Raw genomic sequence first — 26,276 nt, 5'->3', positions numbered from 1 at the left:
TGGCGGGTCAGCCGGTCCGGCCCCCGGAAGGGGCCCCACCCGCAGGCGGAGGAGGAGGAGGGGTGCCGCCCTCCGAGGGGCCACCAGCCGGTCCCCCGGCGGGTCCACCCTGCTCACCGAGCTTGTCGACGCCGCCCTTCGCCGCGCCCGTGGCCTTGTCGATCTGACCCTCGAAACGACCCTTGGTGGCCTTGTTGGCCGCGTGGCCCGCCTTGTCGAGGCTCTGACCGATCGTGTCGCCGTGCTCGCTGGCGTACTGGCCGGCCTTGTCCTTCAGCTGTTCACTCCTACCGAGGAGCTTGTCGAAGAAACCCATGGTGCCCTCCAGGTGCGTGCGGGTCCGTTGGTCGACCCTAGTCCCTGGTGGTCATCCCCGACAGGCCCTCAGCCGCCATCGACGACGGACTGCTCCGCCTGGACCACCTGCGCATGCTGGCCGGCGTCGAGCTCACGGCTGGCGAGCCAGTTCTCCGGGAGGGCGACGACGCGCGAGGAGCCGGCGCGGCCGCGCTGGCCCTCCGCGGCCTCACCCGGCCACGGGGTGTCCGGGTCGAGCGTGGCGATGAGGTCGTCGAGCGCCGCGAGGGAGTCGACGAGCGCGAGCTGGTTGCGCACCGTCGAGCCGGCGGGGAACCCCTTGAGGTACCACGCGATGTGCTTGCGGATGTCGCGGCAGGCGCGCAGCTGGTCGCCCTCGTAGAAGTCGGTGAGCAGCTCGGCATGCCGGCGCAGCGTCGCGGTGACCTCACCGAGGGAGGGACGGATGCGCATCTGCGTGCCGTTGAATGCCGCCGCCAGGTCGGCGAAGAGCCACGGACGCCCCAGGCAGCCGCGACCGACGACGACGCCGTCGACGCCGGTCTCCTCGACCATCCTCAGGGCGTCCTCGGCGGACCAGATGTCGCCGTTGCCCAGGACCGGGACGGAGGTGATGGTCTCCTTGAGCAGCTTGATCCGCGACCAGTCGGCGGTACCGGAGTAGGCCTGGCTGGCGGTGCGGGCGTGCAGCGCGACGGCCGCGACGCCCTCCTGAACCGCAGCAGTGGCGGCATCGAGGTAGGTGTGGTGCTCCTCGTCGATGCCCACGCGCATCTTGATGGTGACGGGGACGTCGCCCTTCGCCCCCTCGGTGACCGCCGCGGAGACGATCGCGCGGAAGAGATCGCGCTTCCACGGCAGCGCCGCACCGCCGCCCTTGCGGGTGACCTTGGGGACGGGGCAGCCGAAGTTGAGGTCGATGTGGTCGGCACGGTCCTCGGTCACGAGCATCCGCACGGCCCTGGCAGTGGTCGCCGGGTCGACGCTGTAGAGCTGCACGCTGCGCGGGGTCTCGTCCCCGTCGTGCTCGATCAGGCGCATCGACTCCGGGGTGCGCTCCACCAGGGCGCGGGAGGTGACCATCTCGTTGACGTAGAGGCTGTGCGCGCCCGTGGCTCCGCTCGCGGCCAGACCGGCATCGCCGGCCTCGCGGCACAACCGCCGGAAGGCGCGGTTGGTGATCCCGGCCATCGGGGCGAGGACGACGGGCGAGTCGATGACGTGCCGACCGAGGCGAAGGGGTGGCAGCACCCGCTCGCCGGTGGTCGGGAGGGTGTCGAGGGTCTGGGTCAGGGTGGTCATGACGATGCCCAGTGTCTCACCGGGGCACCTGGCAGGGACAATCGTGGACATGGACGGGGACACGACGCAGGACGCTGGCCGGGACGACACGGAGCGCGTCTCCCTTCGCCCGGCGGTGCCCTGGCTCGTGGCGATGCTGGCCCTGGGCGTGGCCGCCGTCGTCATCGGGGTGCTGCGCCTGGACCAGCTGCCGGATCCGTACCCGGTGCACTTCGGGCCGGCCGGCGATCCCGACCGCTTCGCCGACCGATCGCTCGGCACCGTCCTCATGCCCCCGATCGTCGGTCAGCTGAGCGGTCTGGCGGTCTTCGCCGTGCTCCTGCTGGCGCGTGGCCGGGGACTGCGCCGGCTCGTCATGCCGCTTGCGGCCATGGGCCTCGTCGTCGGCGGTGGGATCTGCGCGATCTCGATCGCCCAGTACCTCTCCAGCGACGCGGTCGCACCCGGCTGGGGCTTCTGGCTGCTGCTCGCCGGGATCCTCGTGACCACGGTCTGGGTGATCGTCGCCTCCGTACGCACCGGACGCGAGACCACCGACGACCGCGAGGGCTGGAGGCTCGGCGGTCTCGTCTACGCCAACTCCGACGACCCGGACGTCTTCGTCACCAAGCGGGTGGGGGTCGGGACCACGGTCAACTTCGGGCGTCCGATGGGCTGGGTGGTCATGGGACTGATCCTGCTGCCGGGCATCCTCATCGTCGTCGCAGTCGCCGTGTGGACATGACCGCGACCTCGAGCTCCCGGAAGCACCTGGAGAAGTTCGCCTGGCTGTCGATCGCGGCGGCCCTGGCCACGATCGGCCTGAAGACCGGCGCATGGTGGATCACCGACTCGGTCGGCCTGCTCGCCGACGCGGCCGAGTCGATCGTCAACCTCGTCGCCGCCGTCGCCGCGCTGATCGCCCTGAGGGTCGCCGGGCGCGCGGCCGACGACGACCACCACTTCGGGCACTCGAAGGCCGAGTACTTCTCCGCCGCGATCGAGGGGGCGATGATCTTCGTCGCCGCCGGCTTCATCGTCTGGCAGGCGATCGGTCGGCTGCTCGACCCGCAGCCCATCGACCAGGTCGGCCTGGGTCTGGCGATCTCCGTGGTGGCCTCGATCATCAACGGCGCCGTGGCCTTCGTGCTCATCCGGGCCGGGCGCCGACACCGCTCGATCACCCTGCGCGCCGACGGGCAGCACCTGCTCACGGACGTGTGGACGTCCGTGGGTGTCCTCGTCGGCGTGGCACTCGTCGTCATCACCGGCATCGAGGTGCTCGACCCGCTCGTCGCCCTGCTCGTCGGCGTCAACATCCTGCTGACCGGGTGGCGGCTGCTCAACGAGTCGGGCACCGGTCTGATGGATGCGGCACTCAGCCCACAGGAGAATGCCGACCTCGCCGATACCATCGCCGCCCAGTGCACCGACGAGGTCACCGTCCACGGGCTGCGCACCCGCGTGGCCGGGCACGTCTCCTTCGCCGAGTTCCACGTGCTCGTCCCCGGCGCATGGTCGGTACGACGGGCGCACGACGTCGTCGAGGACATCGAGGGGGTCATCGCCGAGCAGCACCCGGGTCTGCGCGTGACGGTCCACCTCGAGCCGCGCGAGGACCCGCGCTCCTACGATGACTTCGGCGGCTACGAGGTCCCCATCGAGCCACTGCCCGAAGCGCAGTCCGGCACCGACGTCCCCGCCGAGAAGGAGACCCCATGAGCGCTCTCGTCGACCCGACCTCCCTGCGGGAGGAGCTCGCCGACCACAGCCGGCCGGGCCCTCTCGTCCTCGACGTGCAGTTCACCCTCAGCGGCGACGGACCGGACCTGTACGCTGCCGGGCACCTTCCGGGGGCCCCCTTCGTCGACCTCGACGCCGTGCTCGCCGGTGAGCCGGGCGCGGGAGGCCGTCACCCCCTTCCCGAGCCCGGCGTACTCCAGTCGGGCCTGCGAGCCGCCGGCGTGCACAACGACTCGCGCGTCGTCGTCTACGACCAGGCGACCTCGCTCGCCGCAGCCCGCGCCTGGTGGGTGCTGCGCTGGGCGGGGCTGACCGATGTCCGCGTCCTCGACGGTGGCCTCGCCGGCTGGCAGGCCGCAGGAGGTGCGGTCTCGACCGAGCCCACATCCCCCACAGCGGGGTCCGTGACGGTCCGACCGGGGTCCGTGCCCGTACTGGAGGCACAGGACGTGGCCACCCTCACCCGGGCGGGTGTCCTCGTCGACGCCCGGACCCCCGAGCGGTACCGCGGGGAGAGCGAACCCATCGACCCCGTCGCCGGGCACGTCCCCGGGGCGGTCAACATCCCGATGGGTGAGCTCACGACGGGCGAAGGGAGGCTGCGCTCCCCCGAGGAGCTGCGGGAACGATTCGCGGCCGAGGACATCGACGCGAGCACCGTGGTCGGCAGCTACTGCGGGTCGGGCGTCACTGCCGCGCACACCGCGCTGACACTGCACGAGATCGGGATCGAGGCCGCCGTCTACGTCGGCAGCTGGAGCCACTGGGTCACCGACCCGGGCCGCCCGGTCGCCACCGGTGACTGAGCCGACGGCTCAGGCGGGCAGGGAGGCGGCGAAGGAACGGATGGCCGTGGCGACCGGGGCCGCATGAGTCATCGGCGCGAAGTGTGTGGCCCCGGGGATGTGCACGACCTCGAGGTCGTGGCGCAGCGCTCGGGCCGTGCCCTCCCCGACGCGGAACTGGTCGTACTCGCCGTTGATCGCGAGGACCGGCACGTCGACCTCGGCGAGCGACTTCAGGTCCACCTCGTTGATCACCGCGTCCCAGGCGTCGGGGATCGCCTCGAGCCCGGGCCCTCGCTGCAGGACCGCAGCGGCGGTCCGCGCCCCGATGATCCGGCGCAGCGAGGCGGCGTCGGTCTCCCGGAGGGACTCCGCCCTGCGCACGTCCTCCAGGCCCGCCCGGAGTGCGCTGCCGAAGGCACGGTAGACCCCGGCCAGTCGTGAGGAGGGCTGGGCGGTCGAGCCCATGAGGACGAGCCCCGCAAGCACGCCGTGATTGCGCGCCGCCCACTCCATCGCCACGTAACCACCGAGACTGTGCCCGCCCAGGACGATCCGGTGCCGGCTCGCATCGAGCGCCTCGACCGCATCGCCGACCGCCGCGATGGCGCCCTCCATGGTGAACGGCACCTGCTGCTGAAGTCCGTGACCGGGCAGGTCGATGTGCTCGCAGACGATCCGTCCCAGGAGGATCTCCTCCAGGGGGATCCAGGCAGCCGCGTTGAGCCGGCTCCCGTGCACGAGCAGCAGCCGGATCGGCGCCCCCGGGGCGGTCATGACGCCTAGCAGCCCAGGAGGCGGGGAGCGAGCCAGGCCTCGACCTGGTCGATCGAGACGCGCTCCTGACGCATCGAGTCGCGCTCACGGATGGTCACGGCGTTGTCCTCGAGCGTGTCGAAGTCGACGGTGATGCAGTACGGCGTCCCGATCTCGTCCTGGCGACGGTAACGCTTGCCGATCGCCTGGGCATCGTCGAAGTCGACGTTCCAGTTCTTGCGCAGCTGCGCGGCCAGGTCGCGGGCCTTCGGCGAGAGGTCGGCGTTGCGCGAGAGCGGCAGCACAGCCGCCTTGACGGGAGCCAGCCGGTGGTCGAGGCGCAGCACCGTGCGCTTGTCCACGCCCCCCTTCGCGTTGGGGGCCTCGTCCTCGGCGTAGGCGTCGACGAGGAAGACCATGATCGAGCGGGACAGGCCGGCCGCCGGCTCGATGACGTAGGGGGTGTACTTCTCGTTGTTCGCCTGGTCGAAGAAGGACAGGTCCGTGCCCGAATGCTTGCTGTGGCTGCTCAGGTCGAAGTCGGTGCGGTTGGCGATGCCCTCGAGCTCGCCCCACTCGTTGCCGGTGAAGTTGAACCGGTACTCGATGTCGACGGTGCGCTTGGCGTAGTGGCTCAGCTTCTCGGTCGGGTGCTCGAAGTGACGCAGGTTGTCCGGGTCGATCCCCAGGTCCGTGTACCAGCGAGTGCGCTCCGCGATCCAGTACTCGTGCCACTGCTCGTCATCGCCCGGCTTGACGAAGAACTCCATCTCCATCTGTTCGAACTCACGGGTGCGGAAGATGAAGTTGCCCGGCGTGATCTCGTTGCGGAAGGACTTGCCCGTCTGCGCGATGCCGAAGGGCGGCTTCTTCCGCGAGGTCTGCAGGACGTTGTTGAAGTTGACGAAGATGCCCTGGGCGGTCTCCGGGCGCAGGTAGTGCAGCCCCGACTCGTCCTCGAGGACCCCGAGGTAGGTCTTGAGCATCATGTTGAACTCGCGCGCCTCGGTCCACTCGCCACGGGTGCCGCAGTCCGGGCAGGCGACCTCGCTCATCGGCACGTCGTCCGGGTCGACGGCCTCGCCCTTCTTCGCTGCCTTGTCGGCGACCGCCTCCTGCAGGTGGTCCTGGCGGTGCCGCTTGTGGCAGTTGCGGCACTCGGTCAGCGGGTCGGTGAAGGTGCCGACGTGCCCGGAGGCCACCCAGGTCTCCCGCGGCAGGATGATCGAGGAGTCGAGACCGACGACGTCGTCGCGGCCGGTGACCATCGACTTCCACCACTGACGCTTGATGTTCTCCTTCAGCTCCACGCCCAGGGGGCCGTAGTCCCAGGCGGAGCGGGTCCCGCCATAGATCTCGCCGCAGGGAAAGACGAAGCCTCGGCGCTTGGCGAGGTTGACGACGGTGTCCACGGTTGAGGTCGGCTTGGCCATGGCAGAGAGGCTATCCGGGACCCCGCCCGAGAGCCGCATCGGGCCACCTATCCTGTGGACGTGCCCACCAACGACACGCCCCGCCCCGAGCCCGTCGCGACCAACGCCTTCGAGCGCGTGAGCCTGCCGGCGACGCGACTCCTGGCCGGACTGCCCTCGTACGTCCCGGTGGTCGTCGTCTTCGCCCTCGTGCTCCTCGGGGCCTTCCTCGGCCCATGGGGGGCCATTCCCCTCGGACTCGTCGTGCTCTTCCTCCTCTGGATGCTCGCCCTCAGCTGGCCGCGGCTGCGTCCGAGCGAGCGACTGATGCGCATCGCGGTCGTCGCCCTCGTGGTCGGCCTGGCGATCATCAAGGTGGTCCCCCGCTGACCCGAGGCGGCATCGGGGGCTCCGGGGGCGCAGGTCGCCCTGCTACCCCGCTGACCCGAGGGGTGCGTCGGGGGAATCCGGGGGCGCAGGTCGCCCTGCTACCCCGCTGACCCGAGGGGTGCGTCGGGGGAATCCGGGGGCGCAGGTCGCCCTGCGATCGTGAGCCCCCGGACGATGAGATTGACAATCGTTCTCACCGGGAGTGAGAATCATTCTCATGTACCGGACCGCGGTCACCGTGACCACATCTGCCCTGCTGCTGGCCCTGACTGCGTGCGGGTCCACGGACACGTCCGCCGAGCACGAGGACACGGTCACGGTCACCACGTCCTTCTATCCCCTTCAGTACGCCACCGAGCAGGTCGGCGGGGAGCACGTCCAGGTCAGCAACCTCACCCAGCCCGGCGCCGAGCCGCACGACCTCGAGCTGAGCCCCAAGCAGGTCCTTCAGGCCAGCCGCGCCGACCACCTGATTTATCTCTCCGGGTTCCAGCCCTCGGTCGACGACGCCGTCACACAGACCCAGGAGACCGCCTTCGATGTCTCCGAGTCGGCCCGGCTCGACATCGCCGCGGACGAGCACGAGGGGCACGACCACGGCGAGGGGTCGCACGGTCACGACCACGGCGCGCGGGACCCCCACTTCTGGCTCGACCCGACCCGGTACGCCGACGTCGCCGACGCGATCGCCGAGTTACTCGCCGAGGACGACCCGGCACACGCCGAGGACTACCGGGCCAACGCGACGGCCTTCACGGCCGAGCTCACCGACCTCGACCAGGAGCTGGAGCAGGACCTGTCCGTCTGCAGCCAACGCGACCTGGTCACCGGGCACGCGGCCTTTGCGTACTTCGCCGATCGCTACGACTTCCACCAGGTCTCGGTCAGCGGACTCAGCCCCGATGCGCAGCCGAGCTCCGCAGCGATTGCCGAGCTCATCTCCCACATCAGGGCCGAGGACATCTCGACCGTGTACGCCGAACCCCTCGTGCCCCGCGACCTCGCCGACACGATCGCACGCGACTCGGGCGCCACGGTCGCCGTGCTCGACCCGATCGAGGGCGTGACGCAGGAGTCGGCGGGCTCGGACTACTTCGAGATCATGCGCAGCAACCGCGACGCGGTCCGCGAGGGGCAGGGGTGTCGATGAGCGACCCGACGGTGATCGAGTTACGCGGCGCTGCCTTCGGCCACGAGGACCGCACGGTCGTCAGCGACATCGACCTGACCGTCAGGCAAGGTGAGGTCGTCGCCGTGCTCGGCCCCAACGGCGCGGGCAAGTCCACCCTCGTCAAGGGCCTCCTCGGACTCGTCGAGCTGCAGGCGGGCAGCGCCCGGGTGCTGGGGTCCCCGATCGGCTCCCGCCCCGCCCACAACGGCATCGGCTACGTCCCGCAGCGCCACACCCTCGCCTCCGCGGTCAAGGCGACGGCCGCCGAGATCGTCACGATGGGTCGCACGGTACGCACGCCCTGGTGGGCGCCCTGGCGGATCCGCTCCGCGGGCAACCGGGCCATCGTCCGGGAGGCGCTGGCCGTCGTCGGTCTGGGCACCCTGGCCGCCCACGACGTCGCCACGCTCTCCGGTGGGCAGCAGCGCCGCGTGCTCATCGCCCGTGCGTTGGCCAGCCGCCCGGAGGTCTTCCTCATGGACGAGCCCACCGCGGGCGTCGACCGGGGACACCAGCAAGTGCTCGTCGCGGTGATGCGCCGTCTCGTGGAGCGCGGCGCCACGCTCGTCGTCGTCACCCACGAGTTGGACGCGCTGGCAGACCTGGTCACCCGAGCGGTCGTCGTCAGCGGCGGTCGGATCAGCCACGACGGGCCACCGGAGGAGATCGCCCCGCACGCGGTGGACCACACCCACCACGTGGGCGAGGACGAGCCACCACCCTCCCCCGTCCCCACGACGTTCCTGCCGACGACGGGAGGCCCCCGATGATCGACCTGCTCAGCCTGGAGTTCATGCGCAACTCCCTCATCGCGGCCGTGCTCGTCGGCGCCTCCGCCCCACTGGTCGGTGTCTTCCTCGTCCAGCGCGGCATGTCCCTCATCGGCGACGGGATGGGGCACGTGGCCCTGGCCGGTGTCGGCATCGGGGTGCTCACCCAGAGCTCCCCCGTCCTGGCCGCCCTGATCGTCGTCGTCGTCTCCGCGGTGGCGATCGAGCTGCTGCGGCACTTCGGCCGCACCAGCGGGGACCTTGCCCTGGCCGTGATGTTCTACGGCGGCATCGCGGCCGGTGTCGTCATCCTCGCCAAGGCCCCCCAAGGGTCCTCGACCAACCTGCAGGGCTATCTCTTCGGCGCGCTGAACACCGTCTCCCGCAGCGACCTGATCGCCTTCGCCGCCCTCGCCGGGGTCGTGCTCGTGACGGTGCTCCTGCTGCGCGAGCGACTCTTCGCGGTCGCCCAGGACGAGGAGTACGCCAGGGCCTCGGGCCTGCCGGTCCTGGCGACGAACGTCCTGCTCGCGGTGCTCACCGGCGTCACCGTCGTCATCTCCATGCGCGTCATCGGCCTGCTGCTCATCAGCGCACTGATGATCCTGCCCAATGCCACCGGCCAGCGCCTCGGGCATTCCTTCCGCAGCAGCCTGGTGTGGGCCGTCGCCGTGGGACTGACCACGAGCGTCGGCGGGGTGGTCACCAGCTTCTACGCAGACACCCCGTCCGGCGCGACGATCGTCCTGCTGGCGATCGCGGCCTTCATCACCTCGGCCGTCGGTGCCTGGCTCGTCCACCTCATCGGGCGTGGTCGGCACACGACCACCGGGGGCCACGAGCACATCCACTGGGAGGACTGCGGGCACGAGGCCGTCCTCCACGGGGACCACGTCGACTACCTCCACGACGGCCACCGCCACGCCGAGCACGGTGACCACTGGGACGAGCACGCGCCCGGGCACGAGGAGCCACGCTCGCCCCTCGAAGGGACCCACCGATGACCGACATCCGCACCCGACGCCCGACGAAGCAGCGCATCGCCATCGAGGCGGACCTCGAGGAGTTCGAGGAGTTCCGCACCGCGCAGGAGATCCACGCCAGCCTCCACGCCGCCGGCGACAAGATCGGGTTGGCGACCGTCTACCGCACGCTGCAGACCATGGTCGAGGAGGACATCGTCGACCAGCTGCGTACGGATGAGGGTGAGCAGATCTTCCGTCGCTGCAGCACGGGCCACCACCACCACTTGGTGTGCCGCGACTGCGGTCGCACCGTCGAGGTGGAGGGGCCGACCGTGGAGCGATGGGCCGATCGCGTGGCCATCGAGCACGGATTCACCCAGGTGGCGCACACCCTGGAGCTCTTCGGACGCTGCGGGAGATGCGCCGGGGAGTGACCCCCTTCGCTCCTCAGGAGGCGGTGGGCGCGTTCACCGCACCGCCGTACCGCCGTTCACGACCCGCATAGACCTCGATCGCCTCCCAGAGGTGGCGCCGGTCGTAGTCCGGCCACAGGGTGTCCTGGAAGACCATCTCGGCGTAGGCGGACTGCCACAGCAGGAAGTTGCTCGTGCGCTGCTCACCCGAGCTGCGCAGGAAGAGGTCGACGTCCGGCATGTCCGGCTCGGTGAGGTAGCGCGCGATCGTCCGCTCGTCGATGCGCGAGCCCTTCAGCCGCCCGGACTTCACGTCCTGCGCGATCCCCCGCACGGCATCGGCGATCTCGGCGCGACCGCCGTAGTTGACGCAGAAGTACAGCGTCATCGCGTCGTTGTCCTTGGTCATCTCCTGGGCGGTCTCGAGCTCCTTGATCACCGAACTCCACAGCTTCGGCCGTCGCCCGACCCAGCGCATGCGCACACCCCATGCGTGCAGCTGGTCGCGCCGGCGGCGGATGACGTCGCGGTTGAAACCCATCAGGAAGCGGACCTCGTCGGGCGAGCGCCGCCAGTTCTCCGTGGAGAAGGCGTAGGTCGACAGGTGCTGCACGCCGATCTCCAGGGCCCCGGCGACGACGTCGAGGAGCGCGCCCTCCCCCGCCTCGTGGCCCTTGGTGCGCGCCAGTCCGCGCTGGTTGGCCCAGCGGCCGTTGCCGTCCATCACGACGGCGACATGGCCGGGCACGAGGTCCGCGGGCACCGGCGGTGGGGTGGCTCCACTCGGATGGGCGAAGGGGGTGGCGTAGCGACTCATCCGGTCCTCTGCGGTTGGGTGCGGTCGGCAGGGTCTCGATCGACGCTGCGATCAACATGGCGGAGGGAGAGCACCCCGCGCTCGAGGTGCCACTGGAGGAAGGCAGCCGCCAGCCCCGAGCCCTCGCGGCGGTGCCGGTCGAGGGAGTCATCGGCGCTGGCCCAGTCACCGGTGAGCAGCGCGGCGAGCAGATCGAGCGTCTGCGGTGCGGGCGCCGACGAGCCGGGCATCCGGCAGCTGCGGCACAGGACCCCACCGGAGGCGACGTGGAAGGCCCGGTGCGGGCCCTCTTCGCCGCAGCGGGCGCAGTCGTGGAAGCTCGGCGCCCACCCGGCGACCGCGAGGGCACGCAGCAGATAGGCATCGAGCACCAGCTCCGGCGCGTGCTCGTCGTGCGCGAGGGAGCGCAGCGCTCCGGCCAGGAGCAGGTACTGCTGCACGGCCGGCTCGTGCTCCTCGGTGAGCCGATCGGCGGTCTCGAGGATGGCGCTGGCGTTGGTCCAGCGTCGGTAGTCGCGTGCGAGGGCATCGCCCCAGGCGTCCAGCGACTCCGTCTGCGTCACGGTGTCGAGGTTGCGCCCCTCGTAGCACTGGAGGTCGACGTGCATCCCCGGCTCGAGGCGGGCGCCGAACTTCGACTTGGTCCGGCGCACTCCCTTCGCCACCGTGCGGATCTTGCCGCGGCCGCGTGTGAGCACGGTGATGATCCGGTCGGCCTCACCCAGCTTGTGGGTGCGCAGCACGACCCCGGACTCGCGGTAGAGGGGCACCCCTGCATTGTCCCCCTTCGTCCTCGCGCGACACGCACCCCCACGCCGGTGCGCCGCTTGTCGAACACCCGTTCGATGCGCTGCTACGCTCGATGTCAGTGTCAGGGTGATGGCGCCGCTGTTGCTGGCGGTGGTTGGATCCTGAGCACTGGGTGTCTGGCTCTTACGCTCCCTGTCGCCTTCGGGCTGATGAGCATGCGTTCTGTCGACACTTGGTGTGAAGGACCGGCCGGCGTGACTTGATAGGAGCGTGGCATCGCCCCCACTGAGATGTGTCCGCCGACCGGCCCAACCGTCCAGTCACTCGTCAGTGAAGGAGGCAACCACCATGGTTGTTGTTGGAGCCGATGTCCACAAGCGCACGCACACGTTCGTCGCCGTTGACCAAGTCGGCAAACAGATCGGGCAGGTCACCGTCGAGGCGGTCACGGCCGGTCACCACAAGGCGCTCAGGTGGGCCCGGGAGGAGTTCGGCGAGGAGGTCGTGTGGGCGATCGAGGATTGCCGGCACCTGTCCGCCCGTCTGGAGCGGGACCTGCTGGCCAGCGGTCAGCAGGTGGTGCGGGTGCCGCCGAAGATGATGGCCGAGCAGCGGCGCGTGGCGCGTACCCGCGGCAAGTCCGACCCGATCGACGCGCTGGCCGTGGCCCGTGCATACCTGCGTGAACCGAGCCTTCCGACGGCTTCGCATGACGAGGCTTCACGTGAGCTGAAGTTGTTGGTCGATCGCCGGGAAACGCTTGTCGCGCAACGCACCGCGACGATCAACTCGCTGTTGTGGCGGGTGCACGAGCTCGACCCGGACCACGCTCCGAAGGCCCGCTCGTTGGACCTGACCAAGCACCAGCAGGCCCTGCGCGTCTGGCTGGCCACCCTGCAGGGTGTCGTGGCCGAGCTCGCGTTGGACGAGCTCGACGACATCATCACCATGACCGCCCGCGCCAAGGCCTATGCCAAGCGCATCACCGAGCTGACCGAGCAGGCCGCGCCCACGCTGATGGCGATGCCCGGTTGCGGGCCGTTGACCGCCGCGAAGCTCGTCGGTGAGTCCGCCGGCGCGGCCCGCTTCCACAGCGAGGCCGCGTTCGCCCGGCATGCCGGCGTGGCGCCGATCCCGGTCTGGTCGGGCAATACCGCTGGGCGGGTGCGCATGACCCGCTCGGGCAACCGTCAGCTCAATGCCGCGCTGCACCGCATCGCCATCACCCAGGTCCGCCTCGACGGCTCCCTGGGCAAGACGTACTACGAGAAGAAGAAGGCCGAAGGCATGTCCAACCGCGAAGCTCTGCGTTGCCTGAAACGACGCCTCGCCCGCATCGTCTTCCACCACCTGACCACCGACCAGGCAGCACCCGCGACTGGACTCGCGGCCGCAGCTTGACATAGGAGTAACGCATGCAGGCGCTCCAGTCCTCGCTCTTCGACACCGCCGACGCCCCGACCCTCGGGGACCTGCAGTCGCGCCATCGTCGCTACCTCGACGGCAGCGCGTGGGTCGATCAGGTGCCCGGCTGGGCATGCGGCGCCGACGACGTCCTCGAGACGCTGCTGCACGAGGTGCCGTGGCGCTCCGAGCGGCGCACCATGTACGACTCGGTCGTCGACGTGCCGCGGCTGACCTGCTTCTACTCCGCGGGCGAGGCGCTGCCCCACCCGATGCTCGTGGACATGCGCGAGCGGCTGACCGAGCACTACGCGCCGGAGCTCGGCGAGCCCTTCGTCACCGCCGGACTGTGCCTCTACCGCGACGGCTCCGACTCGGTGGCCTGGCACGGGGACCGCATCGGCCGCAGTCGCACCGCCGACACCATGGTCGCGATCGTCTCGCTCGGCTCGGCCCGCCACCTGACCTTCCGACCCCGCGACGGTGGTCGCTCCCAGCGACTGTCACTCGGCCACGGTGACCTGGCCGTCATGGGTGGGGCCTGCCAGCGCACGTGGGACCACTCCGTTCCCAAGACGAGCGCCGCCGTCGGTCCACGTATCTCGATCCAGTACCGGGTCGCCGGGGTGCGGTGAGTCCCGGCCCGGTGTCGGGCAGATGTCTCAGGCGCCCGGGCGGTCTCTCGCTACCCACGCCTGCGGTGAGTTCTCGTCGAGCTCGTGCCACGTGCGCAGTGGCATCCCCGTCATGGCCGTGGTGTCCGATGTGCTGACCAGTCCCCGCTGCGCCAGTTCCTCCAGGACCCCGGCGCGCGATCCCCGGTACCACTTCTCCTCCGGCGTGATCTCCCGCCACCGCTCTCGCCACGGGCGCCTGATCCCTGGTCGAGCCTTCACGAGCATGAAGACGAAGACCACCAGCCCGGCCACCGCGGCGATCAGGGCATAGAACGCGAACGCCGACCACCCACCAGCCCGAGGCGTCGTGAACAGCAGCCCGACGCTCGCGAAGGAAGCCGCGCTGCTCCCACCGCTGAGGAGGAGATCCATGCGTGCCCGCCGCCTGGTGGTCCACCACATCAGGATGGGAAAGACGGAGATGACGATCGCAGCGAAGAACTCGATCCGCAGAAGGACGAACCACCAGCTGTCCTCCGGAACGCTCCGGTCGAGCACGACGCGGGATATGACGAATCCGAGCACGACGAGCGGCGAGCCAAACGTCACCACCACCATCGGGAGCGCGATGAGGTATCCGACCAGACTGCGCACCCGGTCGTTCTTCCTCAGCATCGGGTCCATCTGGTCCCGCGCAGGTGGTGGATCCGCCAGGATCACGGCCTCGACCTCACCCCAACGGACCGGATCAGGAAAGTCAGACGTCTTCGCCCATCGCTTCAGGGCCTCGAACTGCGGGTCCTCGACATACGTGCCCAACGGTCCTCCGGTCAGTGCATCTCGATCAGCGACGGTGCCCGTCGCGGGCGTCACCGTACCGTGGAGACGAGCGAAGAGGGTCGGTCACCATGACCGACCCCCTTCGTCCTACCTGATCAGACCTCGGCGACCTCGGCGTCCCGCTCGGCGCGATTGACCGCGGAGAGGATCGCGCGCAGCGAGGCCTTGACGATCGAGTCGTGCAGGCCGACACCCCAGAGGACCCGTTCGCCCACGGCGCACTCGACGTAGGAGGCGGCCCGGGCGTCGCCACCGGCGGACAGGGCGTGCTCGGCGTAGTCGAGGACACGGACGTCGACGCCCAGCGGCTCGAGCGCGTTGAGGAAGGCCGCGATCGGACCGTTGCCGCTGCCGGAGATCTCGACCTCCTGGCCGCGGTCGAGGATGTGCCCCTCGATCCGGTCGAGACCGTCGTCCTCACCGGTCAGCGTGGTGCGCACCGGCTGGTAGCGGCCCCAGCCGTCCGTGTCCTCGCCGTGCAGGTACTCGTCGTTGAAGACGTCCCACAGCGCCAGCCCGCTCATCTCGCCACCGCCGCTGTCGGTCTTGCGCTGGACGACGGAGGAGAACTCCATCTGCAGGCGTCGCGGCAGCTCCAGCCCGACCTCGGACTTCAGCAGGTAGGCCACGCCGCCCTTGCCGGACTGGCTGTTGACGCGCACGACGGCCTCGTAGTCGCGCCCGATGTCGTGGGGGTCGATCGGCAGGTATGGCACCCCCCAGTCGATGCCGTCGATGTCGGTCCCGGCCGCCTTGGCGCGGGCCTCCATGTCGATGAAGCCCTTGGAGATCGCGTCCTGGTGGGACCCGGAGAAGGCGGTGTAGACCAGATCGCCACCCCACGGGTGGCGCGGGTGGACCGGCAGCTGCGTGCAGTGCTCGACAGTGCGCCGGACCGCGTCAATGGCGGAGAAGTCGATCTGCGGATCGATGCCCTGGCTGAAGAGGTTCATGCCCAGGGTCACCAGGTCGACGTTGCCGGTGCGCTCTCCGTTGCCGAAGAGGCAGCCCTCGATGCGGTCGGCGCCGGCCAGGTACCCCAGCTCGGCGGCCGCGACACCCTCACCACGGTCGTTGTGCGGGTGCAGGGAGAGCATGATCGACTCGCGCCGGTCCAGGTGGCGGCTCATCCACTCGATGGAGTCCGCGTAGACGTTGGGGCTGGCCATCTCCACGGTCGCCGGAAGGTTGATGATCATCTTGTGGTCCGGCGTCGGGTCGATGACGTCGATGACCTCGTTGCAGATGCGGGCGGCGAAGTCGAGCTCGGTACCGGTGTAGGACTCCGGAGAGTACTGGTAGTAGACGGTGGTGGTGTCGGCGACCGTCTCCTCGAGCTTCTTGCACAGCCGCGCGCCCTGCAGGGCGATGTCGACGATGCCGTCCTGGTCGGAGTTGAAGACGACCCGACGCTGGACGATCGACGTCGAGTTGTAGAAGTGGACGATCGCCTGCTTGCTGCCGGCGATGGCATCGAAGGTCTTCTCGATCAGGTGGTCCCGGCACTGGGTGAGCACCTGGATCGTCACGTCGTCGGGGATGTGTCCCCCGTCGATCAACTGGCGGCAGAAGTTGAAGTCGGTCTCGCTCGCGCTCGGGAAGCCGACCTCGATCTCCTTGTAGCCCATCTTGACCAGGAGCTGGAACATCGTCAGCTTGCGCTCGGCATCCATCGGGTCGATGAGTGCCTGGTTGCCGTCGCGCAGGTCGACCGCGCACCAGCGGGGCGCCCGGGTCATGACCTGGTCCGGCCAGGTGCGGTCAGGCAGCTCGACCGAGATCTGGTCCTGGAAGGGGATGTACTTCTGGATCGGCATCCGGGTGGACTGCTGGGGGTGGATCATGCGTTGTCCTTCGTCACGTGAAGTGGGTGGAGCGGCACCACGAACTCCGCGACGAGGTGGCCGTCTGTCAGGCCTCGCCGCGGCAGAGAAGGAGGAGATCCGTCCGCATGACCATTGACCCTACTCCCTGTGACACAGCGCCGAGACGCTGGTCACGATCTGGACGAGAGCGGCCGGCCACCACCAGGTGACCGGCCGCTCTCACCACGTGGTGCCGTGGATCAGCCCTTGCGGGCGACGACCGCCTCGGCGATCTGGACGGCGTTGAGCGCGGCGCCCTTGCGCAGGTTGTCACCGGCGACGAAGAGCGTCAGGCCCTTGCCCTCGGGTGCGGCCTGGTCGGCCCGGATGCGACCGACGAAGACGTCGTCCTTGCCGGCGGCGTGGAGCGGGTTGGGCACGTCGGTGACGACGACGTTCTGCGCGCCCTCGAGGACCTTCGTGGCCTGCTCCGGGGTGATCTCCCGGTCGAACTCGGCGTGGATCGCCAGCGCGTGGCCGGTGAAGACCGGGACGCGGACACAGGTGCCGGCCACCCGCAGCTCGGGCGCGTGCAGGATGCGACGCGACTCGTTGCGCAGCTTCTGCTCCTCGTCGGTCTCCAGGCTGCCGTCGTCGACGACCGCGCCCGCGACCGGGACGACGTTGAAGCCGATGTGCGCGTCGTAGACCTGCGGCTCGGGCAGGGTCAGCGCCTCGCCGTCGGTGGCGAGATCCTTGGGGTCGCCCGAGGCGTAGCCGGCGCGCAGCTGGCTGTCGAGCTCATCCAGGCCCTTGCCGCCGGAGCCGGACACGGCCTGGTACGTCGCCACACGAAGGGAGGTCAGCCCCGCCTCGTCGTGCAGCGGCTTCAGGACCGGCATCGCGGCCATGGTGGTGCAGTTCGGGTTGGCGATGATCCCCTTGGGCAGCTCGTCGATGTCCGCGGCGTTGACCTCGGAGACGACGAGCGGGACCTGCGGGTCCTTGCGCCAGGCGCTGGAGTTGTCGATGACGGTCGCGCCTGCGGCCGCGACCTTGGGCGCGTACTCCTTGCTGGAGGAGCCGCCGTTGGAGAACAGCGCGATGTCCAGTCCGGAGAAGTCGGCGGTGGCGGTGTCCTCGACGGTCACCTCCTGTTCCTTCCACGGCAGGGTCGACCCGGCGGAGCGTGCAGAGGCGAAGTAGCGGATCGAGGTGACGGGGAAGTCCCGCTGCTCGAGCAGCTCACGCATGACGGATCCGACCTGGCCGGTGGCACCAAATATTCCGATGTGCATGCGCTCCAGTCTAAGCGCGACGACGGCCCCGCCCGAATTCGATGAGGTCGGTCACACCGTCCCGCCGCGCGGGTCGCGGCTCAGAAACCCAGACGCTGCATCTGCTTCGGGTCCCGCTGCCAGTCCTTGGCGACCTTGACATGGAGGTCCAGGAAGACCCGCTGCCCGAGGATCTTCTCGATGCCCCGTCGGGCCGTCGTCCCGACCTCCCGCAGCCGCGACCCGCCGCGACCGATGATGATCGCCTTCTGGCTGTCGCGCTCGACGAAGACGTGGACGCGCACGTCGAGCATCGGCGAGTCGTCCGGACGCCCCTCGCGCGGCACGATCTCCTCGACGAGGACCGCGATGCTGTGCGGCAGCTCGTCGCGCACCCCCTCGAGCGCCGCCTCGCGCACGAGCTCGGCGATCATCCGCTCCTGCGGCTCGTCGGTGACGGCGTCCTCGGGGTAGAGCGGTGCGGGCGAGGGGGGCAGGTGCTCGGCGAGTACCGTCAGGACGTCCTCGACCTGGTCACCACGTACGGCCGAGCACGGCACGATGGCCGCCCAGTCCCCGAGCCGATCGATCGCGATGAGGTGCTCGGCCATCCGCTCCTTGTCCACGGCGTCCGCCTTGGTCGCGATGGCCACGACCGGCACCTTCTTCGCTCGCTGCAGCTCGATCAGGTCGGCGGCGATGAAACCGTCACCCGGGCCGATCTTCTGGTCCGCCGGCAGGCAGAAGCCGATGACGTCGACCTCGAGCAGCGTCTCGCGGACGAGGTCGTTCAGGCGCTCCCCCAGCAGCGTGCGCGGCTTGTGCAGCCCGGGGGTGTCGACGAGGATCAGCTGCTCGCGCTCGCCGGGCCGCGTGACGATCCCGCGGATGGTGTGCCGGGTCGTCTGTGGCTTGCTCGAGGTGATCGCCACCTTGTCCCCGACAAGGGCGTTGGTCAGCGTCGACTTGCCGGCGTTGGGCCGTCCGACGAGAGCGGCAAAGCCTGCCTTCCACTGCGCACCGTCCACGCTCATGCCCCGATCTCCTGGTCCGTCATCTCGTCCGCGTCCGGCGCCGCGACGCGCTCGACGATGACCGTCGCGACACGGTGCCGTCGTCCGGACATCTTCTCAGCCGTCAGCGACAACCCTGCCACCTCGCAGTGGGCACCGCTGATCGGCACCCGACCGGTGACCTTCCCGAGCAGCCCTGCGACGGTGTCGACCTCCTCGTCCTGAAGATCCACGTCGTAGAGCTCGGCCAGGTCGTCCACGCCGAAGGCGGCCGGGACCCGGTGGCGACCGTCCCCGAGGTCCTCCACGCCGGGCCCCTCGCGGTCGTACTCGTCGGCGATCTCACCGACGATCTCCTCGAGGATGTCCTCGATCGTCACCAGACCGGCGGTTCCCCCGTACTCGTCGACGACGATCGCGGCGTGCGTCTGGTCGACCTGCATCTCGCGCAGCAGCTGGTCGACCGGCTTGCTCTCGGGGACGAAGGGGGCCGGTCGCATGAACGTCGAGACCGCCCGCTCCAGTGCTCCCTCGTCGGCCAGGAGGGAGCGCACGACGTCCTTGAGGTAGACCAGCCCGACGATGTCGTCGCTGGACTCGCCGACGACCGGCACCCGGGAGAACCCGGACCGGATGAAGAGGTTGAGCCCCTTGCGCGCCGGCTTGTCGGACTCGATGGTGATCATGTCGGTGCGCGGGACCATCACTTCGTGGGCGAGCGTGTCACCGAGCTCGAAGACCGAGTGGAGCATGTCGCGCTCCTCGTCCTCGATGAGCGCGTTCTCTCCCGCGAGGTCGAGCAGGTCGCGCAGCTCGGCCTCCGAGCGGAAGGGTCCGTCCCGGTAGCCACCTCCGGGCGTGAAGGCGTTGCTGACGGTGACCAGCAGCCGGGCGAAGGGCCCGAGGATACGGCGGAGCCAGATGACGAAGGGGGCCGCGACCAGGGCGATCGCGGTGCTGTGCAGCTGTCCCAGCGTGCGTGGCGAGACACCGACGAGCACGAAGGTCACCACGACCATGATCGCCACGGAGATGATCAGCGCGAGCCAGGTGCGCTCGACCTGCTCGACGACGACGAGCGCGATGAGCACGGCGGCCGAGGCCTCGGCGATGGCCCGCAGGAAGGCGATGACCGAGATCGGTCCGGCGCTCTCGGCGAGGATGGCGCGCAGTTCCTTGGCCCCGCGCCGGCCCTCGCTCTCGGCGTCCTCGGCGGCGACGCGGGAGGCGGAGCCGATGGCGGCGTCGATGAGCGTGAGGACGAAGGCGACGACGATCGAGACGACGGCGCCGACGATGAAACCGGTCACGCCCCGGTCTCCCTCCCCCGCTGCGCGAGGAAGGTCAGCAGGAGCTGGCGCTGCAGCTCGAACATCTCCTTCTCCTCATCGACCTCCGCGTGGTCGTAACCCAGCAGGTGGAGGATTCCGTGCGTGGTCAGCAGCAGCATCTCCTCGATCGTCGCGTGACCGGCCTCGGCGGCCTGCTTCATGGCGACGGAGGGACACAGGACGATGTCGCCGAGGATGCCCTCCTCGGGCTCCTGGCCCTCACCTGCGGGCTCGAGCTCGTCCATCGGGAAGCTCATGACGTCGGTCGGTCCGGGCAGGTCCATCCACTGCTCGTGCAGGACGGTCATCGTGTCCTCGCCGACCATCCGGATGCACAGCTCGGCCTGTGGGTGGACCCGCATCTCGGACAGGACATAACGGGAGATGGCGACGAACTCGCCCTCGTCGATCTCATGGTCGGTCTCGTTGAGGACCTCGATGCTCACTGCTGACCCTTCGTCGCGTCGTACCGGTCATAGGCGTTGACGATCTCCCCGACGAGGCGGTGCCGCACGACGTCGGTGGCATCGAGATGGGCGAACTGCACCCCGTCGACGTCGGCGAGGATGCGCTGGACGATCTTCAGACCGGACTGGACGCCGCCCGGCAGGTCGATCTGGCTGGTGTCGCCGGTGACGACCATCTTGGAGCCGAAGCCCAGTCGGGTGAGGAACATCTTCATCTGCTCGGGCGAGGTGTTCTGCGCCTCGTCGAGGATGATGAAGGAGTCGTTCAACGTACGCCCGCGCATGAAGGCCAGCGGGGCGACTTCGATCGTCCCGGCCGCCATGAGCCGCGGGATCGACTCCGGGTCGAGCATGTCGTGCAGGGCGTCGTAGAGCGGCCGCAGGTAGGGGTCGATCTTGTCACCCAGCGTGCCGGGCAGGAAGCCGAGTTTCTCCCCTGCCTCCACGGCCGGTCGGGTGAGGATGATCCGCTGGACCTGCTTGGCCTGCAGGGCCGCGACGGCCTTGGCCATCGCCAGATACGTCTTGCCGGTACCGGCCGGACCGATCCCGAAGATCACCGTGTTGTCCTCGATGACATCGACATAGTGCTTCTGCCCCAGTGTCTTGGGGCGGATGGTGCGGCCGCGGTTGGAGACGATGTTGGTCGTCAGCACGTCGGCGGGGCGCTCGCGCGCCTGCCCGCGGAGCATGGTGATCGAGCGCTCGACGGCATCCCGGTTCAGCGGTTGCCCGGCCTCGATGATCTCCATCAGCTCGTCGAGGAGACGATCGATGACCCCGAGGTCGTGCTCGGGCCCGCGCAGGCGGAACTCGTTGCCGCGCACGAGGATCTCGGTCCGGGGGAAGGCTCGCTCCATCGTCCGCAGCAGCTCGTCCGTGGGCCCCAGGAGATTGACCATGGGCACGTTGTCGGGCAGCACGATCGTCTGCTGCAGCGTCGCGGACGTGGAGTCCTCACGTCGCGGGTCGTCGGAGATCGGGCCGAGGGCGCGCAGGTCGGGTTGGTCTGGTCGAGGCATCGTGCGCACCAGTCTACGTGGGGCGATGGTCCCGCCACGAGTGCGCCGGGTCCGCTCCCCGGCTCCGGGCGCCCGCGGGCGAGACCCCGATGACGGGATCAGCCAGGGTCCGGTCGAGCACCCTGGCCGCGTCCCGGCCCATCGCCCGCAGAGTGGACTCGCGAAAGAGGGCCCGGCTGGCCATGCCCTCGGCGGGGTAGCCCTCGGCCACCATCGCCGTCTCCATGGCCGTGAGGACGGCCACGGGGTCGCCGACCCCGATCTGCCACCAACCGAAGGACCCCTCGCCCACTCGGCCGTGACGCAGGACGGCGTTCGCCCCATCCGGCCCGTCGGCTCCTCGGACCGACCCGTTGACGACGACTGCCGGAGGCCGGACGGCTCGTTGCAGGAAGGAGGCGACCCGGCCAGTGGCCGTGGCGGTGCTCGGAGCGATGAAGGCCCGGCCGGGGTCGACGCTCGCCCACGGCACGGCCGCTGCCGGTGCGTCGGCGGTGGCCCGCAGCACGAGCCCACCACTGCGCACCTCGTGTCGGCGGCGTCTCGCGGCCAGCAGCAGGAGGACGAGCGCCATCCCGACGAGCACCGTGGCAGCGAGGAAGATGGCGACGACGTCTCGGGCGAGATCCTCCGGGGAACCGACCAGCGCCCGCAGGACCCCGAAGGCCAGACCCAGGTCCACGGCGAGCAGGGCCCCCTTGCCCCACAACCGCGCGTGGACCCCGCCACGGAATCGGGCCAGCAACGGACCCATGTCCGCCGCCCTGGCGTCGGACCAGCTCGCGAGCTCCGCCTGGTCCTCGTCGGTACCGCCGTGCCACTCGAAGAACTGATGCGTCACGGTGGGGCGTCCGGCCGTCATCGAGGGCAACGCTCCTTCGTCTCTTGGGAATGCAGCGACCGTAGTCACTTACCCGGCCAGCCTCACGCCCAACCCCACCGACCGCGGGTGCTGATGGTGGCAACCGCCGCCGGCCCCGCGGTGGACGCCCGCAGGACGTGCGGCCCCAGCCGCACCGACCGCGCGCCGGCGTCGGTGAGAAGGCCCATCTCGTGAGGTGAGATACCCCCTTCGGGCCCGACGATGAGGAGGATCTCCCCGGCGTCGGGCAGCTCGACGCCCGCCAGCGGGGTGGTCGCGTCCTCGTGCAGGACGAAGGGGGTGACCCCCTTCGCGTGGCATCGCTCGGCGAGCCCGGTCGTCGTGACGAGCTCGCCGAGGCCGGGCCACCGCCCGCGGCGGGATTGCTTGGCGGCGCGCTCGATGACGTTGACCCACTTGCGCCGGCCCTTGTCGACCTTGGCACCCTTCCACCGCACGATCGAGCGGTCCGCCTGCCACGGGATGACGCCGTCGACCCCGAGCTCGGTGGCGGCCTCGACGGCGTCCTCGTCGCGCCCGTCCTTGGCCAGTGACTGGACGAGCACGAGGCGCAGGGAGGGCGCCGGCTCGTCCATTCGGCGGGTCACGCGCAGGGACACGAGGTCGCTGGCCACGGATGCGGCGGCGGTGCACACGCGGGCACCACCGCGATCGGCGACGAGGACCTCCTCGTCGACCCGCAGCCGCATCACCGTGGCGGCGTGGTGCGCCTCGGAGCCGGTGAGCTCGACGACGTCGTCGACCCCGAGGCCGTCGAGGGCCCCGGGGTCGACGAGGAAGAGAGGTGCGGTCACCGGCGCGATCCGGGTCCGGTCACCGCTTGAAGGCCGAGCGCAGCCGCCCGACGAAGCCATCGTCGACGTCGTCCAGCTCGCCGTCGGGCTGCTCCTCGTCGCGGACGCTCGCCAGCTGGCGCAGGAGTTGCTCCTGCTCGCTGTCCAACCGGGTGGGAGTGCGCACATCGATGTGGATGATCAGGTCGCCGCGACCCTCGTGGCGCAGGTGGGTCACGCCCAGACCGGGCAGGATGATCGTGTCGCCGGGCTGTGTCCCCCGCTTGATGGTGATCTCCTGCTCCCCGTCCAGGGTCATGAAGCTCATGTCGACACCGAGCGCGGCCGCCGTCATCGGCACTGGCACGGACGCGTGCAGGTCATCGCCACGACGCGTGAAGGTCTCGTGCTCGGCGACCCGCAGCTCGACGTAGAGGTCGCCGGCCGGACCGCCGCCGGGACCGACCTCCCCTTCGCCGGCCAGGTGGATGCGGGTGCCGGAGTCCACGCCGGCAGGGATCTTGACCGTCATCGTGCGGCGGGTACGAACCCGGCCCTGGCCGGAGCACTCGTGGCACGGGTTGGGGATGACCTCGCCGAAGCCCTGGCAGGTCGGGCACGGGCGGCTGGTCATCACCTGGCCGAGGAAGGATCGCTGCACCTGCTGGATCTCGCCGCGGCCGGCACAGGTGTCACAGGTGCGCCGGCCGGTGCCCGGCTGCGCCCCGTCGCCGTCGCACGCCGAGCACGCGGTGGCGGTGTCGATGATCAGGTCCTCCTGGCCGCCGAAGACGGCGGTCGCCAGGTCGATCTCGAGCCCAACGAGGCCGTCCTGCCCCCGCGAGCGGCGCGAGCGCGGCCCGCGGCCGCCCCCGGCCTGGGCGCCGAAGAACTGCTCCATGATGTCGCTGAAGCTGAAGCCCGCGCCGAAACCGTCGTGCGCACCGCCGTAGGGGTCGCCGCCCATGTCGTACTGGCGACGCTTGGTCTCGTCGGAGAGCACGTCATACGCCTGGGAGACGCGCTTGAACTTCTCCTCGGCGTCCTCCCCCGGGTTCACGTCCGGGTGCAGGGTACGGGCGAGCTTGCGGTAGGCCCGCTTGATCTGCTCGGGGCTGGCCTCGCGGCTGACGCCGAGGTCCTCGTAGTAGTCGTTCACGCTGTGACGTCCTCGTAGGTCGTGGGTCTGTCTGGTCGATGCGGACGGGAGCCGGTCAGGCGTCCATGATCCGCGAGAGATAGGTGGCGACGGCACGCACCTGCGCCATCGTCGCCGGGTAGTCCATGCGCGTCGGTCCGAGCACCCCGACGGTCCCGACCTGCTCGTCGCCCGAGCCGTAGCCCGAGGTGACCAACGAGGTCGTGTGCAGGCCGCTCACGGGGTTCTCGGAGCCGATGCGCACGGAGACACCCGCCTCGTCCTGGTCGGCCTCGACGCCCAAGAGCTTCAGCAGCACGACGTGCTGCTCCAGTGCGTCGAGGACGGGCTCCAGCGTCATCGGGAAGTCGCTGGGGCTACGGGCGAGGTTGGCCGTCCCCGCGAGGGCGACCTTGGTCTCGCGCTCGTCGGCGAGGGCGTCGTCGAGCGCATCCAGGACTCCGGCGGTGAGTGCGTCCTCGGTGCCGGTGTCCTCGGCGTGCAGGGTGCCGAGCGCATGGAGTGCCTCGGTCAGGCGCCGGTCACGGGTCGCGGCGTTCACCCGGGAACGGGCCCGCGCCAGTGCCTCGAGGCCGGGCCCGTCGGTGTAGTCGACACCCGTGGGCACGACCCGCTGCTCGACCCGGCCGGTCCCCATGATCACGACCACCATGAGCCGGGTGTCGCTCATCGGCACCAGCTCGATGTGCTTGACGATGCTCCGGGTCAGCGACGGGTACTGCACGACGGCGACCTGGCGGGTCAGCGTCGAGAGCAACCGCACGGTGCGGTCCAGGACGGCGTCGAGCTCGTCGGCGCCCTCGAGGTAGTCGGTGATGGCTGCCCGCTCGCCCCGCGACATCGGCCGAATGGCCTGCAGCCGATCGACGAAGAGGCGGTACCCGGCGTCCGTGGGGATCCGGCCGGCGGACGTGTGCGGGGCGACGATGAGGCCCTCGTCCTCGAGCGCGGCCATGTCGTTGCGCACGGTCGCGGCCGAGACGTTGAGCCGGTGCCGGTCCAGCAGGGCCCGCGAGCCCACGGGCTCCGAGGTCTGCACGTAGTCCTCCACGATGGCGCTGAGCACCGCCATCCGTCGCTCATCACTCATGGAGTCCTCCTTCCGACATCGCCGACCGCACCGCCTTGGCACTCGGTCCACCTGAGTGCCAAGTCTACGACCGACCGACGCATTCCCCGGAATCCGGCGTGCCCTGCCGCCCGGAGCGCTCCGCTCGGCCTAGCGTCAGGCCTCGTGAACGACCGATACGGCAATGACGTGCTCTCCGGCGACTGGCGCTCCTCCGGCCGCCTCGCCCGCCCCACCTCGCGCCCGATCGAGGCGAGGCACGGCACCGTCGTGGAGGACGTCGAGACCGGCTGGGTCGGCGCCGTCGTCGGCGTGGAGAAGGCCGGTGGTGTCCACGTCGTCCACCTCGAGGACCGTCGTGGCAAGGTACGCGCCTTCCCCCTGGGTGCCGGGTTCCTGCAGGACGGTACGCCGGTGGCGCTCACCGCACCGAAGGGGGCGCAGCGGGCCGCCCTGGCGAAGGCCGAGGAGGCCGCCTCGCGCACGGCCAGCGGATCCGTCGCCGTGCGCGACGCCAGGGCCCGGGTCGCCCGCGGGTCGCGGATCTTCGTCGAGGGGAGGCACGACGCCGAGCTCGTCGAGAAGGTGTGGGGCCACGACCTGCGCATCGAGGGAGTCGTGGTCGAGATGCTCGACGGCGTCGACGACCTCGCGGCGGTCATCCGGGACTTCTCGCCCGGCCGCGGTCGACGGATGGGCGTGCTCGTCGACCACCTGGTGCCGGGCACGAAGGAGTCGAGGATCGTCGAGAAGGCCAACCGGGTCGCCCCCGAGCACGTCCTCGTCGTCGGCCACCCCTATGTCGACGTCTGGCAGTCCGTGCGACCGCAGCGGCTGGGCATGCAGACCTGGCCACAGATCCCACGCTCCATGGAGTGGAAGCGCGGGATCTGCGCGCACCTGGGGTGGCCGCACGACTCCCAGGCCGACATCGCCCGGGCGTGGAAGCAGATCCTAGGCACCGTCCGCAGCTACGCCGACCTCGAGCCGTCTCTGCTCGGCCGGGTCGAGGAGCTGATCGACTTCGTGACCGCCGAGGGCTGAG

At 70.1% G+C, this 26,276-nt stretch carries 28 protein-coding genes; 11 read left to right on the top strand and 17 right to left on the bottom strand.

All coding sequences use genetic code 11. The features are described from left to right. Nucleotides 1-7: 7 nt before the first annotated feature. Nucleotides 8-316 (bottom strand): antitoxin, encoded by a 309-nt coding sequence (locus BJY20_RS14225; RefSeq protein ID WP_185992135.1) that lies wholly within the window; start codon nt 314-316, stop codon nt 8-10. A gap of 68 nt (nt 317-384) precedes the next feature. After that, nucleotides 385-1,620, bottom strand: a complete 1,236-nt coding sequence (gene dusB, locus BJY20_RS14220; RefSeq protein ID WP_185992134.1) for a tRNA dihydrouridine synthase DusB — start codon at nt 1,618-1,620, stop codon at nt 385-387. A gap of 49 nt (nt 1,621-1,669) precedes the next feature. On the opposite strand from dusB, the gene BJY20_RS14215 reads away from it, so the two are divergent. Genes BJY20_RS14215 through BJY20_RS14205 form a run of 3 tightly spaced genes read left to right on the top strand, consistent with a single transcriptional unit; the run spans nt 1,670 to nt 4,148 of the window. Next, nucleotides 1,670-2,344, top strand: coding sequence for a DUF1648 domain-containing protein (locus tag BJY20_RS14215; RefSeq protein ID WP_185992133.1), 675 nt, complete (start codon nt 1,670-1,672; stop codon nt 2,342-2,344). Next, nucleotides 2,341-3,321, top strand: coding sequence for a cation diffusion facilitator family transporter (locus BJY20_RS14210; protein ID WP_185992132.1), 981 nt, complete (start codon nt 2,341-2,343; stop codon nt 3,319-3,321). Before BJY20_RS14215 ends, BJY20_RS14210 begins: the two co-directional genes overlap by 4 nt. Continuing rightward, nucleotides 3,318-4,148, top strand: a complete 831-nt coding sequence (locus BJY20_RS14205) for a sulfurtransferase (RefSeq protein ID WP_185992131.1) — start codon at nt 3,318-3,320, stop codon at nt 4,146-4,148. Before BJY20_RS14210 ends, BJY20_RS14205 begins: the two co-directional genes overlap by 4 nt. A gap of 9 nt (nt 4,149-4,157) precedes the next feature. On the opposite strand, the gene BJY20_RS14200 is transcribed toward BJY20_RS14205, so the two are convergent. Further along, nucleotides 4,158-4,904 (bottom strand): alpha/beta fold hydrolase, encoded by a 747-nt coding sequence (locus BJY20_RS14200; protein WP_185992130.1) that lies wholly within the window; start codon nt 4,902-4,904, stop codon nt 4,158-4,160. 5 nt (nt 4,905-4,909) lie between these two features. Next, on the bottom strand, nt 4,910-6,316 hold the full coding sequence (locus BJY20_RS14195) for a glycine--tRNA ligase (protein ID WP_185992129.1): 1,407 nt from the start codon (nt 6,314-6,316) through the stop codon (nt 4,910-4,912). Between the two features lie 60 nt (nt 6,317-6,376). On the opposite strand from BJY20_RS14195, the gene BJY20_RS14190 reads away from it, so the two are divergent. The 5 genes from BJY20_RS14190 (at nt 6,377) to BJY20_RS14170 (ending at nt 10,025) form a co-directional block, all read left to right on the top strand. After that, on the top strand, nt 6,377-6,685 hold the full coding sequence (locus BJY20_RS14190) for a DUF6703 family protein (protein ID WP_185992128.1): 309 nt from the start codon (nt 6,377-6,379) through the stop codon (nt 6,683-6,685). A gap of 217 nt (nt 6,686-6,902) precedes the next feature. Then, the gene (locus BJY20_RS14185) at nt 6,903-7,835 is read left to right on the top strand and encodes a metal ABC transporter substrate-binding protein (protein ID WP_185992127.1); all 933 of its coding nucleotides are present in this window, start codon (nt 6,903-6,905) and stop codon (nt 7,833-7,835) included. Further along, nucleotides 7,832-8,626, top strand: a complete 795-nt coding sequence (locus tag BJY20_RS14180; RefSeq protein ID WP_221935338.1) for a metal ABC transporter ATP-binding protein — start codon at nt 7,832-7,834, stop codon at nt 8,624-8,626. The genes BJY20_RS14185 and BJY20_RS14180 overlap by 4 nt, the downstream gene beginning before the upstream one ends. Then, complete coding sequence (locus BJY20_RS14175) at nt 8,623-9,630, top strand: metal ABC transporter permease (protein ID WP_185992125.1); 1,008 nt, start codon at nt 8,623-8,625, stop codon at nt 9,628-9,630. The genes BJY20_RS14180 and BJY20_RS14175 overlap by 4 nt, the downstream gene beginning before the upstream one ends. Further along, the gene (locus BJY20_RS14170; RefSeq protein WP_185992124.1) at nt 9,627-10,025 is read left to right on the top strand and encodes a Fur family transcriptional regulator; all 399 of its coding nucleotides are present in this window, start codon (nt 9,627-9,629) and stop codon (nt 10,023-10,025) included. Before BJY20_RS14175 ends, BJY20_RS14170 begins: the two co-directional genes overlap by 4 nt. 13 nt (nt 10,026-10,038) lie before the next feature. On the opposite strand, the gene BJY20_RS14165 is transcribed toward BJY20_RS14170, so the two are convergent. Both BJY20_RS14165 and recO read right to left on the bottom strand, forming a co-directional pair. Continuing rightward, a complete protein-coding gene (locus BJY20_RS14165; protein WP_185992123.1) occupies nt 10,039-10,821 on the bottom strand; it encodes an isoprenyl transferase in 783 nt (260 codons plus the stop codon). Further along, entirely contained in the window at nt 10,818-11,591 is a 774-nt protein-coding gene (recO, locus tag BJY20_RS14160; protein WP_185992122.1) for a DNA repair protein RecO, read from the bottom strand. The genes BJY20_RS14165 and recO overlap by 4 nt, the downstream gene beginning before the upstream one ends. Before the next feature lie 310 nt (nt 11,592-11,901). Between recO and BJY20_RS14155 the strand changes: the two genes are divergently transcribed. Together BJY20_RS14155 and BJY20_RS14150 are read left to right on the top strand one after the other, a co-directional pair. After that, nucleotides 11,902-12,972, top strand: a complete 1,071-nt coding sequence (locus BJY20_RS14155) for an IS110 family RNA-guided transposase (protein WP_343062913.1) — start codon at nt 11,902-11,904, stop codon at nt 12,970-12,972. A gap of 14 nt (nt 12,973-12,986) precedes the next feature. After that, the gene (locus BJY20_RS14150; RefSeq protein WP_185992120.1) at nt 12,987-13,610 is read left to right on the top strand and encodes an alpha-ketoglutarate-dependent dioxygenase AlkB; all 624 of its coding nucleotides are present in this window, start codon (nt 12,987-12,989) and stop codon (nt 13,608-13,610) included. Between the two features lie 27 nt (nt 13,611-13,637). Here BJY20_RS14150 and BJY20_RS14145 read toward each other — a convergent pair whose 3' ends face one another. From BJY20_RS14145 to hrcA, 11 genes are all read right to left on the bottom strand, one after another. Further along, nucleotides 13,638-14,465: a hypothetical protein gene (locus BJY20_RS14145; protein ID WP_185992119.1), complete on the bottom strand. Its 828-nt coding sequence runs from the start codon at nt 14,463-14,465 to the stop codon at nt 13,638-13,640. A 62-nt stretch (nt 14,466-14,527) separates the two neighbouring features. Continuing rightward, nucleotides 14,528-16,276, bottom strand: coding sequence for a 2-isopropylmalate synthase (leuA, locus tag BJY20_RS14140; RefSeq protein ID WP_185992118.1), 1,749 nt, complete (start codon nt 16,274-16,276; stop codon nt 14,528-14,530). Nucleotides 16,277-16,497: 221 nt separating this feature from the next. Next, on the bottom strand, nt 16,498-17,535 hold the full coding sequence (locus BJY20_RS14135) for an aspartate-semialdehyde dehydrogenase (protein WP_185992117.1): 1,038 nt from the start codon (nt 17,533-17,535) through the stop codon (nt 16,498-16,500). 80 nt (nt 17,536-17,615) lie between these two features. Beyond that, nucleotides 17,616-18,548, bottom strand: a complete 933-nt coding sequence (gene era / locus BJY20_RS14130; RefSeq protein ID WP_185992116.1) for a GTPase Era — start codon at nt 18,546-18,548, stop codon at nt 17,616-17,618. Further along, nucleotides 18,545-19,837, bottom strand: coding sequence for a CNNM domain-containing protein (locus BJY20_RS14125; RefSeq protein ID WP_185992115.1), 1,293 nt, complete (start codon nt 19,835-19,837; stop codon nt 18,545-18,547). The genes era and BJY20_RS14125 overlap by 4 nt, the downstream gene beginning before the upstream one ends. Next, nucleotides 19,834-20,304 (bottom strand): rRNA maturation RNase YbeY, encoded by a 471-nt coding sequence (ybeY, locus tag BJY20_RS14120; RefSeq protein WP_185992114.1) that lies wholly within the window; start codon nt 20,302-20,304, stop codon nt 19,834-19,836. Before ybeY ends, BJY20_RS14125 begins: the two co-directional genes overlap by 4 nt. Further along, nucleotides 20,301-21,347, bottom strand: coding sequence for a PhoH family protein (locus tag BJY20_RS14115; protein ID WP_185992113.1), 1,047 nt, complete (start codon nt 21,345-21,347; stop codon nt 20,301-20,303). Before BJY20_RS14115 ends, ybeY begins: the two co-directional genes overlap by 4 nt. 13 nt (nt 21,348-21,360) lie before the next feature. Beyond that, nucleotides 21,361-22,209, bottom strand: coding sequence for a hypothetical protein (locus BJY20_RS14110; protein ID WP_185992112.1), 849 nt, complete (start codon nt 22,207-22,209; stop codon nt 21,361-21,363). A 62-nt stretch (nt 22,210-22,271) separates the two neighbouring features. Further along, nucleotides 22,272-23,024, bottom strand: coding sequence for a 16S rRNA (uracil(1498)-N(3))-methyltransferase (locus tag BJY20_RS14105; protein ID WP_185992111.1), 753 nt, complete (start codon nt 23,022-23,024; stop codon nt 22,272-22,274). A 19-nt stretch (nt 23,025-23,043) separates the two neighbouring features. Further along, a complete protein-coding gene (dnaJ, locus tag BJY20_RS14100) occupies nt 23,044-24,162 on the bottom strand; it encodes a molecular chaperone DnaJ (RefSeq protein WP_185992110.1) in 1,119 nt (372 codons plus the stop codon). A 55-nt stretch (nt 24,163-24,217) separates the two neighbouring features. Next, nucleotides 24,218-25,252, bottom strand: a complete 1,035-nt coding sequence (hrcA, locus tag BJY20_RS14095; RefSeq protein ID WP_185992109.1) for a heat-inducible transcriptional repressor HrcA — start codon at nt 25,250-25,252, stop codon at nt 24,218-24,220. A gap of 144 nt (nt 25,253-25,396) precedes the next feature. On the opposite strand from hrcA, the gene BJY20_RS14090 reads away from it, so the two are divergent. After that, nucleotides 25,397-26,275, top strand: a complete 879-nt coding sequence (locus BJY20_RS14090) for a DUF3097 family protein (RefSeq protein ID WP_185992108.1) — start codon at nt 25,397-25,399, stop codon at nt 26,273-26,275. Nucleotide 26,276 lies beyond the last annotated feature (1 nt).

This window comes from Janibacter cremeus (assembly GCF_013409205.1).
Classification (GTDB): domain Bacteria; phylum Actinomycetota; class Actinomycetes; order Actinomycetales; family Dermatophilaceae; genus Janibacter; species Janibacter cremeus.
This window is presented reverse-complemented; position numbering and strand designations above follow the sequence as displayed.